Below are 13,697 nucleotides of genomic sequence, written 5' to 3' on the forward strand. Positions count from 1 at the left end.
CGGTCAGGGCGCGCCGAACCACACCTTCAGCTGGTAGAAGTGCGCAAACTTCGTCGCGGACGTCGCGTCGACCGAGGACACGTCGATGTCGATCTCCGCGTCGTTCTCGAGCAACCAGGTGAACATCGCGGCGACCATGGTCCTCGCCAGCCGGGCGCCGGGGCAGTGGTGCGGCCCCCTGCCGAAGGTCAGGTGCCCGCGCCGGGACACGTCCGGCCGGAACGCCAGGGCGTCGGGAAACCGGCGCTCGTCGACGTTGGCCGAGCCGATCGTCAGCGTCACCCGCTCCTGCGCCCCTATCGTCGTGCCGCCGACCGTGATCGGCTCGGTGGGGTACCGGACCACGATGCGGAAGGGAACCGACAACCGCAGCGTCTCCTCGACCAGATCGGCCGCACGGACGGCGCCGTCGCTCGACCGCCCGTCAGCCCGCCACTGCCGCCAGAACATGACGCCCTCGGACAGGGCGGTGTTCACGGGCACGAACGCGCCGCTGATGATCTGTGCGGCCGTGGCCGCGGCGATCTGGAGACCGAGGCCGGGGGCGGCCGCCATCTCCCGCAGGTCGGCGGACAGCCGGCCGGTCGCCGAGGCCAGCACGTCGCTCAGCGTCGCCGTGAACCGGTCCACCGCGATGATCGTTCTGCGCGCGCTGTCGTCGTTCCTGTCCTCACCCGCGCCGAGGAAATCCAGCATCCGGTCGATCGAGTCCATCAGCAGGCGCATCTGGTCCTCGGTGACCCCCAACAATGCCGCGAGGACGTGACGAACGAGCGGTCCCGCGAAGTCATCGGTCCACGAGACCGATCCGGTGTTGTGACTCAGGTCGTCCAGCAGCGCGTGTGCGCGTTGCCTCGCGCTGGCGAGCACCGGCTCGAGGTGGCGGCGACTGAACGCCGTCGCCAGCGCGGAGCGGATCGCCTCGTGCGTCGGGCCGTCGAGGGCATTGGGCCACCAGGTGAAGAACTCGTTCGCGCGTCGCTGGATTTCGCGGCGCTCGGCGGGCATTGCGTCAACCAGCGGATCAGACGGACGAGCGACCTGCATACGTGGATCGGTGAGCAGTGTGACCACGTCGTCGTAACGGGTGACGAAGTGCTCCAGCGTCTCCGGCTCGTAGAAGACCGGGCATTGCTCGGCCTGCTCGTGCAGCTTCGCCCGCGACTGGAACGTCGGGCACGACGCGTAGGGGTCACTCATTGGTCCTCCCGGCTGGCAATGCGAATTCACACACCAGTGTGGGCCGGGCGACCAGCTTCGTCAGCATGGTGACATGACAGGAAGCTGTTGGCGCCGGACAGCTTCATGCCACCTCGCCGTCGAGTTCGGCGCGGGCGCATGGGTCGGGCGCATGTCGCGGAGAAGCGTCGTTCGCACAGGTCGCCGGTGGAGGCCTGGATTCGCCGGTGACGTGCTTTCGGTGGCGGCAGCGGCCGAGGACGCACCGGAATCAACGGCCGGGCCCCACCGGAGGACCACGGCGTTCGCGGTTCTCCCGGTGGGGCCCGCCCCGGACCGGACCGTTGTCCCGCTAGCCGGCCGCGGCCCGCTGCCGGTGTGTCTTGGCGCGCAACCACTCCCCCGCGATCACCGGCGCCGGTGCGGCCTCCCTGGAACCCACGCAGGTCGGCACGGGCTCGATCACCGCGTCCACATTGGGGTTGTGGAAGAAGATGACGGACTGGCGCCGGCTGCCCGGCACGCCGGCCGGCGGGTTGACGACCCGGTGCACCGTGGAGATCCAGCGGTGGTTCGTCCAGTACGCCATGAGATCGCCGATGTTGACGGTGAAGGCGTCGGGGAGACGGGGCACGTCGAACCACTCGCCGTTGCCCAACCGCACCTGCAGCCCGCCGGGCGCGTCGTCCGAGCTGAGCAGCGTGAGCACACCGAAGTCGGTGTGCGCGCCGGCACGCAGGGCGCCGCCCGGCGGGGACACGGCCTGCTCCGGGTACTCGACAACGCGCAGGCAGTCGGGGCCACGGTCCAACTTCGCCGCGAAGAACGCCGGTGGCACGCCGAGTGCGTCGGCGAACAGGTCCATGACCTGGCCGGCGACCACGCGCACGGCGCGGTAGTACGCCAGCCAGGCGGCCTGGAACCCCGCCGGCCGCTCCGGCCAGCCCACGCGCTGGGCGTCGGCGAAGGGCGCGGCATGCTCCGGCACGTCGACCGCCCCGATGGCGAACGCCTCCTTGATGTCGGGTGGCGAGCCCTCGGTGAAGTCGGCGGTCGCGGCCAGACTTTCGGTGTTCATCGGCGTGTAGCCGCGAGATCCCTCGGGCAGGTGGTACGCGAGCTTGGTCGCCTCGTCCGCCGCGAAGAACGTCGCGGACACCTGGCGGACGCGGGCCAGCAGCGCCGGATCGAGGCCGTGCCCGCGCAGCAGCAGGAACCCGATCCGCTCGCCGGCCCGCGCCGCCAGCTCGACCGCCCGCCGCCGTGACGCCGGCGTGCCCCGCAGGTAGTCGGCCAGGTCGACGACGGGAAGCTCGTCAACCACGAACCCGGCTCCTGGCCGGGCGGGGCCGCTCGGCGAGCAGCTGCCCGCAGCCCGCCTGGATGTCCCGGCCCTTGCTGGGCATGGGCTTGGCCATCAGCCCGGTGGGCTCGAGCATCTGGTTGAACTCCGCGACCCGCCGATCGCTGATCCGCCGGAAGTCGAAGCCCTCGATCTCGTTCCAGAGCAGGAAGTGCACCTCGAACAGCTCCGGGTCGAGCAGGTCGATCAGCCGGCGCGCGTCGTCGTCGGAGTCGTTGATGCCCTCGAACAGCAGGTAGTTGACGATCACGCGGCGGCCCTGGGTGCGGGCGAAGTACGTGGCCGCCTCGAGCACCTCGGCGATGCTCCACTTGCGACTGATCGGGATGAGCTGCTTGCGGGTCTCGTCCTGGGTGGCGTGCAGCGACACGTGCAGCTGGATGTAGGTGGACTCCTCGGCCAGCTGGTAGATCCGGGGCACGATGCCCGACGTGGTCGCCGACACGACCTCGATGCCGGTCCACTCGTACAGCCTGCGGGCCGCCTCGACGACGTTGTCGTAGTTCAGCATGGGCTCTCCCATGCCGGACAGCGTCACGAAGCGCCACGGCATCTCGATGCCGCGGGACCGGAAGTCCTCATCGACGAGCTCGGCCTGCAGGACGATCTCGTCCGCGGTGAGGTTGCGGGCCGGCCGCTGCAGCGCGGTGGCGCAGAACACGCAGCCGACGGTGCAGCCGGTCTGCGTGGACAGGCACTGGCCGGGGCCGGCGTGGTGGCTGAAGTACACCGTCTCGATCTTGCGGTTGTCCTCGAGCGCCCACAGGTACTTGACGGTCCCCTCGCTGTCCTCGTGACGCTCGCTCAGGTTCAGTACGACGTGGTCCATGATCGTCCCTTCGCGTCCCGTGGGCGCCGGGCGGGCCGGCGCCCACGGGGGACGGCTACAGAAAGAAGCTGTGCTTCGGTTCGGGCAGCACGGTCCGCAGGTCCTCGATCCACGCACGCACCTCGTCGAGCCTGCCCTGCCGCCGCAGCGACTCGATCTGGCGGAACACGCGGTTGAGGTGGAAACCGCGGCCGTTGCGGGGGCAGTACGTGCCGTAGCAGTTGCTCGTCCGCGCCAGGTCGAGCACGGTCTGTCTGCGGTCGCCGGACCAGAGGTCGTCGATCCCGTTCGCGGCCACGTTGCCGATGAAGTAGTCGGGATTGCCGTACCGGTCGGAGCACAGCACGTGGTCCCCGTTGGGGGTGACCTCCCCGAACCAGCCGGCCGACAGGCAGCCGAGGTCGTCGGCGAACGGGACGTCCTCGACGAGCACGGTGCCGTCGGGCACCGAGTCGTCGGGGATGACGACGTCGATGCCGGCGTCCGTCATGCGCCGGTGCCAGGGCGAGCCCGCTCCGACGGCGTCCAGGAACCGATCGACCGTCTCCGGCCGCATGTCCAGTTCCGCCGAGTAGAAGGGAAAAGCCGGGCGGAAGATGGCGTAGTCCAGCGAGTCCCGACCGTGTCGCTCGACGAGGCGCACCAGATGCTCCGCGGTGGCGGCGAGGTCCTCCAGGTTGCGCTCGTCCACCACGATCGAGACGCCGACCTGGGTGTCCGACCGCTGCTTCGCCCGTTCCTCGGCGAGCTGCTCGAGGTTGTCCAGCACACGAGCGGTGTAGGGCAGCCTCGGGTCGTAGTCGTGGTGTCTTTGGTGCACCTCCTCCGTCACGGCGTTGAGACTCACCCGCACGAACACGAAGTTCGCGTCGAACAGCGTGCCGATGCGGTCGGCGTTGAGCAGACTCCCGTTGGTGAACACGCATTGCTGCAACCCGAGGGCGTGCGCCCGCAGCGCGGCCGGGTAGAGCGCCGGGTTCATGGTGGGCTCGCCGCCCACCCACATGATCCCCACCTGGTGCTCCGCGAGATGCTCCAGCACGTGGTCGAGCTTGGCCTCGCGCATCACGGTCAGCGGGGTGGCCCGCGGGTGGTTGAAGACGTCCGTCTCCGACCATTCCTCACGGGCGCTGCGGCAACTGCACCACGGGCAGGCGAAGTTGCACAGGTAGGTGGGCGAGACCTCGACGTGCAGCGGCTTCACCTCGTCGTAGCGCCCGGCGAGCACCAGGTCCACCCGGTCCCGCCAGAACACCCACTGCCCAGCCTCCTTCCGGCTGCGGCGGAAGGCCTCCTCGTCGCCATAGCCCGCGACGGTGTGCGGCAGCGGCCAGCTAGACGAAGAACGAGTGACCGAGAGGGTAGGTGACCTCACGGAGATCCTCCATCCATCGACGAACCACGTCGAGCCGGCCCTCCCGGCGGAAGCGCTCGATCTGGTGGAAGACCCGGTTGTGGTGGTGGCCACGCGAGTTGTGCGGGCACGCCGTCTTGAAGCACTGCTTCTCGTTGATCTTGTCGAGCACCTGCTGGCGGCGCTGCGAGGTCCAGATCTCGTCGAGCGTGTTCTCGAACAGGTTGCCGATGGTGTACTCGGGATTGCCGTACGAGTCCGAGCACAGCTGCACGTCGCCGTTGTGCCGGAGCTCGCCGTACATGCCGTAGGCGAGGCAGTCGGTGCCCTCGTAGTCCTGCTCGACCGGGCGGTTGTCGTATGAGTCCTTGATCAGGATGAGGGGGATGTCCAGGTCCTTGATGATCTGCCAGGCCTCGCCGCCCTCGCTGACCAGGTCCTTGGCCTTCTGCTTGGTGTTGTCCTTGACCTGCGCCCAGTTCTTCTCGAAGTGCTCGTAGTTCATCACCGGGCGCGCGATCACGTAGTCGATGCCGGGACCCACCTCGTCCACGACGGCGCGGATCTCCTTGGCCGCCGCGACCGTGTCCTCCATGTTGCGCTCATCGGTGATCAGCGAGATGCCGACGAGCGTGCGGGCGCCGCGCTCCAGCTTGCGCTTGGCGAGCGTGCGCATGTTCTGCTTGACCTTCTCGAAGTAGTCCCAGCCGCGCGGATAGCCGTGGAACTTCCGGTACGCCTCCTCGGTGCCGCAGTTGAGGCTGATCCGGATCAGGATGGGGTCCGCGTCCAGGCAGTTGTCCACCTCGAGGAAGGTGCCGTTGGTCAGGAAGCTGGCGGTGATCCCCTTGGAGCGGGCGTACTTCATGCCGTCGTAGGTGAACGGGTTGGCCGTCGGGTCGCCGCCGCCCCACACGATGCCCATCTGGGAGTCGGTGCGGTGCTCGGCCAGCTGGTCGATCACCCGCCGCAGGCCCACGGGGTGCATCGTGTTCTTCTTCTCGACCTCGGTGTTGTGCTCCCAGGTGCCGCCCTCGACCCATTTCGTGCGCGTCACGCGCCGGGTGCAGTGCGGGCACATGAAGTTGCACACCAGGGTGAAGATGCCTTCGAAGTGGGCCGCCGGCAGTTCGTGGTACCGGCCCTCCAGCACCATCTCGGCCCGCTTCTTCCAGTGCACCCACTGCGCCATGTACTTGGGCGCCTTGGCGAACTCCGAGTACGTGCCGTACTCGCCGACCCGGTCCGGCAGCGGGTAGGCCGTGCGGCCGCCGAGCCGGGGCAGCCAGGCGCCCGCGTACGGCTGCAGCGGACTGATCAGCTCCTCGTTCGAGAACAGGTACTCGTCGTCGACCTTGAACACCTGGCGCCCGTCGATCATGCCCTCGGGCTGGAGCTCCTGCGCCTCGTGGTCGGCGCTGAGCAGCCCCAGGTCGCGGACGTCGACAATGGGCAGTCGCCGTTCGGCGTGCTTTTCCTTCGGTACAGACATGCCAGCGCTCCTGCTCTCGTTCAGCGATCGACCCAGCCGTGCTTGTCCAGGAGCGCGCACACGTCGCAGACGCCCGACCACTCGTCGGTCAGGATCGGCTGCTGCACGACGGAGCCGCCGCAGTTCTCGCACGCCCGGTAGCGCTCGGTCCGCTTGGGGGCGTTGTGCGCGTGCGCGGTGAACATCCACGTCTCGATGCCCGGCCAGTGCCACTGGAGATGATCGGCGAGGTAGTAGAAGAAGTTGCGGTCGCCCGGGTTGAACTCCCACTGGTTCGGGACGGTCTGCTTGGGGAAGTGCCCGGTGCGGTGGGCGTAGTAGAGGTGCAGCTCGCGCTTGGGCGTGAACGCCAGCGGCAGGATGTAGGAGTACGGGCCGACCGAGCGCATCGGGATGGTGCCGATGTCGAAGCCGGACGTGTACGAGTTGAGCAGGCCGGCGAGCAGGTCGGTGGTGTGCAGGCCGAGCGCGATCTTGCGGGCGCCCCGCTCGTCCGCGTACACCTCGAGCACCCGGCGGGTGGAGTGGTGGTCGACGTACATCGCGAAGTGCGCGTCGTCGGTCTCCATCAGGTGCATCAGGATCTGCGCGATGGGCCGGTTGAGGTGGAAGACCTCCTCGGCGTAGCCGGGCTCGAGCACGCGGTGCTCGACGCCGTGCCGCTCGGCGAGTCGGCGGGCGAAGTCGAAGGTCTCCGACCACTTGCTGTCGAAGTCCTGGAACGTGGCCGCGTCGATGGTCAGGTCGATGCCGAAGGCGTCCCGGTACGCGGCGAGCAGCATGAGCAGGGATCCGCTGTCCACACCGCCGGACAGACCCAGCACGACGCGATCGCCCTTGCCGAGCAGGCTGCCCTCGGCGATGGTGTCCCGCACGACGGACTCGACGTGTTCGGCCGCGGCCGCGAGGTCGAGCGGCGTCCGCTCCATGCGCAGGTGTCCGTTGGGGGACAGGCCGAGCCGCCGGCGCACGTAGGTGGCGCTCGAGTCCCGGCTCTCGTACAGCTTGAGCATGCCGACGATGTCGTAGCCCTCGATCAGCCGGGCCGTGTAGTTGATGGCCGGGTCGATGACGTGGCCGTCGGGCACGATCTGGTCGGCCTCGGAGCCGGCGACGCCGTCCTGGAGCACGACGACCGAGGTGGGCGGAATGGCGTTGCGCAGCAACGCGGCGGCCAGCGTGTCACCCGGCTGCGTGATCAGCGTGTGCAGGCCGCCGCGCCTGTCGAGAAGCGAAAACATTACGAGATCCCTTCACATTCGGATCGACAGGCGGGTCCGGTGGTGGCCCGACGAGGACGGTGGGCCACCACCGGACCCCACGCTCTACTTGCTGGCGCGCGGGTCAGCGCAACACGTGCGGAAACGGATCAGGTCGGCCTCGCGCTTCGCCTCGATCTCGGAAAGAACGTCCGCCAGTCCGGCCGGTTTGGCGACGACGGTCTGGGTGGTCTCAGTCGTCTCGACTACTGAAGACATGATCAACTCCTTGGAATGTTTCGACGGCGATCTCCACGACGCGCCTCGCCGCATTCACCGTCAGCGCCAACAGTTCCGTCGATCCACCACGCGTGATAGGCAAACATTGATCAGCGGCTCTCATCAATCACGCATACCAAGCAAACCATGACCCACCTGAGATAGGCAGCATCGTCACTCAACCGGAGTCAATATTCGACAAGCAACAAGGAACACACGACACGACCGACGACATCCGCCCAGCACACGGACGCCACACGAGTCCAGTCAATTCATGGCAACATGTGTGATCCACATCACATAATCAATTGTTTTTAATCGTCCAGCCAACCCGGGCGCCACTCGGATGATCGAAACTTTCGACGAGAGGCGATCCCGGCCCGACGGCCGACGCTCGGCTCGACGGGACAGCCAGCGCGATACCAACAATCCCGACAGAAAATTGACGGCCACGCGCCACAGACTGAATACCGACCGGTCGGCCGGTCGGCCGGCATAGTCTACACAAAAAGTCATCCCACGTTGACAGAGCCCAAGGTTGACGTTCTAGTATGGTGCTCGCGGATGCCATACCCGTCACGGACGGCTCGGACCGTCAACTTGGTAGCACATACGGACGAACCCGACGGTCGCAGAACGAAATGTGTTAACTGGTGACGAGTTGCGGGATAAGCAATTGCAGCCACGGCCAGCCTTTTGTTGCACATCTGACCGTGTCGGCACGACAATCGAAGGAAAGAGCAGGTCGTTGCGCGAACCCAGGCACCCCGGACCCTCGACCGTCGGCTCCTCACGGACGCCCGAGCGGCCCGCCCCATTACTGCCCGGCATACCTTGCCGCCGCATGCCCTCTGGTGGGTGGTCCCGTCGAACGAACGGCTTCGCACCGTCGCGGCCACGAGGGGCCGGTGACGCGTCACCGGCCCACTGACCGAACCCGACGGGAAAGCGTTTTCCAAGCAACGGTTCTCGTCGAAGGGAGGGACCGAGGAGTGGAGACTCCAGCGAATCCATCAGCCCTGTGAGCAGAGCCGAACGCACTCAACCGCGAATCGGAGAGCGACAAGGTATGGGCATGGAGCGCCGCAGGGTGATGCCGGAGGACCGGCTGCGCATCGTTCGGCTCATCGAGGAGGACCGGCGCGACCCGCAGCTCGTGGCGGACGTGTTCGGGGTCAGCCGGTCGTCGGTGTACGAATGGCTGCGCAAATATCGCGAAGGTGGAACGGACGCGCTCCACGCCCAGACCACGCTCGGCCGGCCCGCGGCGGTCACCGAGCAGCAGACCAGGCAGCTCTACACGCTCATCAGAGATCACGAACCACGCGAGTTCGGGTTCGGCGCCGCGCTGTGGACCAGGTCCATCGTCGGCCTGCTGGTGAAGCGGGAATTCGGCGTGCAGCTGTCGCAGCCGACCGTCGCCAAGATCCTCGACCGACTGGAGCTGCGCGTCTCCAAGCGCTCCCCGCACCTCGGTGACAGCGGCTTTCTCACCGAGCACCTCGACACGACCATCCGCCCCCGCGCCAGCCAGGTGGGGGCCAAGCTGCTATTCGTCGGCACCACCCGACTGGGCAGCAACATACGGTCCGACTGGCACGGCAACGACCACCTGATCAGCGCGGTCGACGGCCGCGGCACGGCCAGGTTCCTGGTGTCGCCGACGCGGCCGGACACCGGTTCGATGATCGACTTCGGCGCGCGCCTGATCCACGACGGCCCGACGCCGACCTATGTGGTGCTGCGCGCCCACTCCGGCTGCGACCTCGAGACCGCGCGCAAGTTCATCGACGCCACCTACGGCCGCCTCGGCGCCTTCATCCTGCGACGCAGGGACGACAACTCGGAGGTCGTGGACTTCTGGGGCCGCTAGTCGGCGGCCGTGCGGAGCTGTTCGAGCAGCACCTTGCCGGTCGCGCTGCGGGCGATCGCCGGCACGCGACGCACGGTGCGCGGCACGGGCGTGCCGCCGTCGGACGCGATGACCTCCATCAGCCTGGCGATCATGCCCGGCTCGTCGTCCCGGCCGGCGTAGCAGAGCTCATAGTGCTCACCACGGGTCTCGTCGACCACCGGCACGCACGCCACGTCGACGTCGGGAAACGTCGCGGCCACCAGCCGTTCCACGACGCCGATGTCGACGCGGACGCCGTTGATCTTCACCAGCCGCGAGGTCCGCCCGATGAAGTCGAAATGCCGGTCGTCGACCAGGCGGACGACGTCCTGCGTCCGCCACTGGTCCGGCGTCGCCACCATGTCCTCGCGCCTGGCCAGCCGCGGACTGCGCACCGCCAACAACTGCTCCGTGTCGGCGCCGTCGCGCGCGAACGTCACGTCCGGCAGCAGCGTCCACGGCGGCACGTCGTCCGCCACGAGGTCGCGGGTGGCGATGCCGCCGGTCTCGGTGCTGCCGAAGATCTCGGCGGCGCGAAAGCCTTTGCCCGCAAGGGATCGGCACACCTGGCGGGCCGTCGGCGTGCTGGGGCCGGAGCCGTGCAGCGCCACCGACGCGGGCAGCCGTGCGATGTCGCCCGCCACCGCACGCAGCAGCGGCCAACTGGAGGGCACGCACACAAACAGCGTTCGAAGGCCGGCGGGTATCGACGGCGGCGACGTCGGTTCGCGCCACGCGTCCACCACCGGAATGCCTTGCAGTGCAGGAAGTTCCCGCCCGAACAGGCCCCCGAAGATGTGCTGCGGCGGTGCGAAGCACACCACCTGGTCGACGGGGACGAGCACGGCGTCGGCCACCACGCGGACCTCGGCGAGGATCTGCGCACGCGTGCGCAGCCAGCGGACGGGCTCGCCGGTGTGGCCGGACGTGTGGAACACCACCGGTGCGTCCGCGGTCATGCCGTGTTCTCCTTACTCAGGAAGAACTGGGCGAACTTCAGGAACTTGCCGAGCGCCGGATTGAGGTTGTCCCGCCGCCACACGATTCCGATCGGCACCTTGGTGGGATCATGGAATCGCTTCAACACGACGCCGAACACGTTCAACATGTCCGCAGCCGACTCCGTGATCAGGGTCAGGCCAGCCCCCTCGGCGACGGCGGCGAGCATGTGCGCCTCGTCGGGTTCGATCCGCACGATCTCGGGCCGATGGCCGGGGCCGTACACCGCATTCATGATGGAATGCCACAGCCCGCCCGCCTCCGGCGCGAAGTACACGAGCGGCTCGTCGATGAAGTCGGCCGTGATCACCGACGGCGCGTCGGCCAGTCGGTGGCCGGTCGGCACCGCGAGCACCACGGAATCGTGGCCGATCACCACGCTCGTGAGATCGTCGGTGATCTCCAGCGGCGGCCGGACAAATCCGAGGTCGATCTGGCGCGACGCGACGCGGTCGATGTTGATGCTGGAGAAGCCGTTGAGCACCCGCACCTCCAGTTTCGGGTGCGCGGCGCGGAACGACGACATTATCGTGTACGGCAGGCCGACGCCGGCCGACTGCGTGTGGCTGATCACCAGCGCGCCCTGTTCCTTCTGGGCCAGGTCGTTGGCCAGCTGGCTGACCTCGTTGGCGTGCTCGAGCAGCCGCTGGGCGGCCGGCAGCAGCGCCTTGCCCGCGGCGGTGAGTGTGACGTGCTGGCGATTGCGCTCGAACACGGGGAACCCGAGTTGGCGTTCGAAGGTCTTGATGCCCTGCGACAAGCCGGGCTGGGTGATGTGCATCAGCTTCGCGGCCTTGCCGAAGTTCAGCTCGCGCGCCAGGGTCACAAAATATCGAAGGCCACGCAGTTCCATCAGCCAGCCCCTTCCTGACCCAATTGTCCCACCGCAGAGAAGCCGACTTCGCTCAGCGGCGAACGGACCGTCCAGGCGGGTCGAATCAGACCTCCCCACGCTCGCACACTATGCGGGCGACGATTCCATGCTGGCTGACAAGTGATTCCCTTACGGGCCTGAGCATCCTGCATGTCGTGTATCACCATGGTGACCGATTCCTCCGCGCTGGTCTGCGCCGGCGTATCGGACCGCCTGCCATGTGATACTGGCTCAGTCACCTCATGCCGGTACCCCCAGACTACCTAGTCCATGAGGCTTCCTCGACGGCCGAACAGTCCGTTCCTGATGATACTCAGCTATCACGCCGCCGATTCCCCTCCCCGCGAGAGCACGGTCCCGAGTTCCACTGCCGGCAACAACGCCGACTCGTCGAAGTCGAAGTCCGCGGTGTGCAGATCCGGGTGGTCGGGTCCGCGGGCGCAGCCGAGCAGACACAGCACTCCGGAACCGTCCACCAGGTACCACCCGAAGTCGTCGCTGACGCCGACCGGTTTCGCCGGGTAGTCGACGCAGTCGATGCCCAGGCTCGCCGCCGCGGCGCGCACCCGGTCGACGGAGTCCCTGGTGTTCCAGACCGGCGGCCGAACCCCCGAGATCACCTCGGTCTCGACGGACGTTCCCGTCGCGGTCGCGATCTCGTTGGCAAGCCTGCGGATTTCGGCCACCGCCGCGTCCTGGTCGCGCCAGGTCAGCGATCGCAGCGTGGCCCGCAGCGTGCATTCGGCCGGCACGCTGTTCGGCGCGCGGCCGCCGGCGAGCACGCCGACGTTGAGCGCCACGGGATCGGCCGGTTCAGGGTGGCGGCCGGTGCGGAACGGCAGCGCGCCGTACAGCCGGACGGCAGCGGCCAACGCGTCGACGGCCGCTGCCTCCGACTGGGTGCCGTGCGCCCGGCCGGGCCGGCCGGTGATCTCGACCGTGATCCCGGCGACCGCGGGCAGCAACGGCCCTTCCCGCACCCCCACCGTTCCGGCGGGCAGCTCCGGCCATATGTGGAACGCCACGAACTCCGGCGGCCGCAACTCGGCGGGAAGACCGCCGAGCACCAGCGGCGCCCCGGACGGGTAGGACTCCTCGGCTTGCTGGAACACCAGCAGCACCGGCCGGCGGGGCGGTCGGGCACTCAGTCGTCGGGCCAGCGTGAGCAGCAACGCGACGTGTCCGTCGTGGCCGCACGCGTGCGCGACACCCGCCGTGCGCGACCGGTATGGCTTCTCGCCCGCCTCCTCGACCGGCACGGCGTCGATGTCGGCGCGGAAGCCGATGGCCGGCTTGACGCCCGCCGGTCCGACGACCACGGCGACGCTGGTCGGGGCCGGCCGGAACGGCTTCAGCCCCAGCAACGCCAGGACTCGCTCGATCAGGGCGGCGGTGCGGCGTTCGTGGTGGGCGAGCTCGGGCCAGCGGTGGATCGCCCTGCGCAACCGCCTCGCGAAGTCCAGGTCGCCGAGGCCGCTGCCCGGCAGGGTGTGGAGCGGCTCCGACGGCCGGGCGGGCGGAGTCACAGCATCACCTTGACCCGCAGCAACGACCGCTCGGAGTTAGACGCGTCGACGATCGGCGTGCGGGCGTGCAGGCTCCTCGTGTTGTCCAACAGCAGCAGGGACCGCCCGTCGCCGTTCTGGTCGGGGCTGACGCTGAACAAGCACGTGAGGTCGTTGGGGCGCAGCCAATCCGTGCCGTCGGTGTGCAGGTTCTCGTTGAGCACGCCGTATCCCTCGCGCGCCGCGTCGGTGGCCGGCCGCAACTCCCGCATGGTCCGGGCCCAGGCGGCCCGGTACGGCTCGACGAAGGAGCCGAGGGCGTCGGCGAGCGTGACGAAAAAGACGGTGGGCTGGACCAGCGGGATGTTCCTGATCCACGCGAAGTGCGGCGGTCGCGCCAGGATCGCCCTGATCTCGTCGACGAAGGCGGCAAAGCCCGGCCATCTCTCGACGACGGCCTGTCGCGCTGCCGCCTGGCCGTCCGGCCGCCGGTGGATGTCGACGTCGCCGTCAACGGGTGTGTGCCGGCGCATCGACTCGGAGACCGCGCCGGCCTCGGCGTCGTCGAGCAGGCGGACCGCGTCCGTCCAGTCGGTGACGGTGCCGGTCATCGAGCCGCGCCCGGATCCGTGGCGCGCGGCGGCGCCGCGCACCGAACTCGCGAAACAACGCTGACCATGGCGGCTCCCGGCACGAAATCGGGTGTCGCCCGACCATCGAAGGGCCGGGC

At 68.4% G+C, this 13,697-nt stretch carries 12 protein-coding genes; 1 reads left to right on the plus strand and 11 read right to left on the minus strand.

Features of this window, described 5'->3' with window-relative positions; all coding sequences use genetic code 11:
• Positions 1 to 3 precede the first annotated feature (3 nt).
• The 7 genes from JJ691_RS32805 to JJ691_RS32835 all read right to left on the minus strand — a co-directional run bounded on the left by JJ691_RS32805 (position 4) and on the right by JJ691_RS32835 (position 7,695).
• Positions 4 to 1,200 carry a cytochrome P450 gene (locus JJ691_RS32805; protein ID WP_211763458.1) on the minus strand — a complete coding sequence of 399 codons (1,197 nt, stop codon included), beginning with the start codon at positions 1,198 to 1,200 and terminating at the stop codon, positions 4 to 6.
• Between the two features lie 331 nt (positions 1,201 to 1,531).
• A complete protein-coding gene (locus tag JJ691_RS32810) occupies positions 1,532 to 2,503 on the minus strand; it encodes an isopenicillin N synthase family dioxygenase (RefSeq protein WP_211763459.1) in 972 nt (323 codons plus the stop codon).
• Entirely contained in the window at positions 2,496 to 3,371 is an 876-nt protein-coding gene (locus JJ691_RS32815; protein ID WP_211763460.1) for a radical SAM protein, read from the minus strand. Before JJ691_RS32815 ends, JJ691_RS32810 begins: the two co-directional genes overlap by 8 nt.
• Positions 3,372 to 3,426: 55 nt before the next feature.
• A complete protein-coding gene (locus tag JJ691_RS32820; RefSeq protein ID WP_211763461.1) occupies positions 3,427 to 4,746 on the minus strand; it encodes a radical SAM protein in 1,320 nt (439 codons plus the stop codon).
• Complete coding sequence (locus tag JJ691_RS32825; protein ID WP_211763462.1) at positions 4,706 to 6,217, minus strand: radical SAM protein; 1,512 nt, start codon at positions 6,215 to 6,217, stop codon at positions 4,706 to 4,708. Before JJ691_RS32825 ends, JJ691_RS32820 begins: the two co-directional genes overlap by 41 nt.
• 20 nt (positions 6,218 to 6,237) lie before the next feature.
• The gene (locus tag JJ691_RS32830) at positions 6,238 to 7,458 is read right to left on the minus strand and encodes an asparagine synthase-related protein (RefSeq protein WP_211763463.1); all 1,221 of its coding nucleotides are present in this window, start codon (positions 7,456 to 7,458) and stop codon (positions 6,238 to 6,240) included.
• An 84-nt stretch (positions 7,459 to 7,542) separates the two neighbouring features.
• Positions 7,543 to 7,695 carry a hypothetical protein gene (locus JJ691_RS32835; protein ID WP_211763464.1) on the minus strand — a complete coding sequence of 51 codons (153 nt, stop codon included), beginning with the start codon at positions 7,693 to 7,695 and terminating at the stop codon, positions 7,543 to 7,545.
• A 1,075-nt stretch (positions 7,696 to 8,770) separates the two neighbouring features.
• Between JJ691_RS32835 and JJ691_RS32840 the strand changes: the two genes are divergently transcribed.
• Positions 8,771 to 9,568: a helix-turn-helix domain-containing protein gene (locus JJ691_RS32840; protein WP_211763465.1), complete on the plus strand. Its 798-nt coding sequence runs from the start codon at positions 8,771 to 8,773 to the stop codon at positions 9,566 to 9,568.
• Here the strand turns inward: JJ691_RS32840 and JJ691_RS32845 are convergent.
• From JJ691_RS32845 to JJ691_RS32860, 4 genes are all read right to left on the minus strand, one after another.
• On the minus strand, positions 9,565 to 10,548 hold the full coding sequence (locus JJ691_RS32845) for an AMP-binding protein (protein WP_211763466.1): 984 nt from the start codon (positions 10,546 to 10,548) through the stop codon (positions 9,565 to 9,567). The two genes, JJ691_RS32840 and JJ691_RS32845, sit on opposite strands and share 4 nt — an antisense overlap.
• Positions 10,545 to 11,441 (minus strand): LysR family transcriptional regulator, encoded by an 897-nt coding sequence (locus JJ691_RS32850; RefSeq protein WP_211763467.1) that lies wholly within the window; start codon positions 11,439 to 11,441, stop codon positions 10,545 to 10,547. Before JJ691_RS32850 ends, JJ691_RS32845 begins: the two co-directional genes overlap by 4 nt.
• Positions 11,442 to 11,782: 341 nt before the next feature.
• Positions 11,783 to 12,988, minus strand: coding sequence for a M20 metallopeptidase family protein (locus JJ691_RS32855; protein ID WP_211763468.1), 1,206 nt, complete (start codon positions 12,986 to 12,988; stop codon positions 11,783 to 11,785).
• Complete coding sequence (locus JJ691_RS32860; protein WP_211763469.1) at positions 12,985 to 13,578, minus strand: hypothetical protein; 594 nt, start codon at positions 13,576 to 13,578, stop codon at positions 12,985 to 12,987. The genes JJ691_RS32855 and JJ691_RS32860 overlap by 4 nt, the downstream gene beginning before the upstream one ends.
• Positions 13,579 to 13,697 lie beyond the last annotated feature (119 nt).

Origin of the sequence: Kutzneria sp. CA-103260, from assembly GCF_018263855.1 — a bacterium.
Lineage (GTDB): Bacteria > Actinomycetota > Actinomycetes > Mycobacteriales > Pseudonocardiaceae > Kutzneria.

Bases quoted from the DNA above. Each gene is read 5' to 3' on its own strand.
- JJ691_RS32805 (WP_211763458.1), bottom strand. From the start codon at position 1,200: ATGAGTGACCCCTACGCGTCGTGCCCGACGTTCCAGTCGCGGGCGAAG.
- JJ691_RS32815 (WP_211763460.1), bottom strand. From the start codon at position 3,371: ATGGACCACGTCGTACTGAACCTGAGCGAGCGTCACGAGGACAGCGAG.
- JJ691_RS32825 (WP_211763462.1), bottom strand. From the start codon at position 6,217: ATGTCTGTACCGAAGGAAAAGCACGCCGAACGGCGACTGCCCATTGTC.
- JJ691_RS32830 (WP_211763463.1), bottom strand. From the start codon at position 7,458: ATGTTTTCGCTTCTCGACAGGCGCGGCGGCCTGCACACGCTGATCACG.
- JJ691_RS32835 (WP_211763464.1), bottom strand. From the start codon at position 7,695: ATGTCTTCAGTAGTCGAGACGACTGAGACCACCCAGACCGTCGTCGCC.
- JJ691_RS32840 (WP_211763465.1), top strand. From the start codon at position 8,771: ATGGAGCGCCGCAGGGTGATGCCGGAGGACCGGCTGCGCATCGTTCGG.
- JJ691_RS32845 (WP_211763466.1), bottom strand. From the start codon at position 10,548: ATGACCGCGGACGCACCGGTGGTGTTCCACACGTCCGGCCACACCGGC.
- JJ691_RS32850 (WP_211763467.1), bottom strand. From the start codon at position 11,441: ATGGAACTGCGTGGCCTTCGATATTTTGTGACCCTGGCGCGCGAGCTG.
- JJ691_RS32860 (WP_211763469.1), bottom strand. From the start codon at position 13,578: ATGACCGGCACCGTCACCGACTGGACGGACGCGGTCCGCCTGCTCGAC.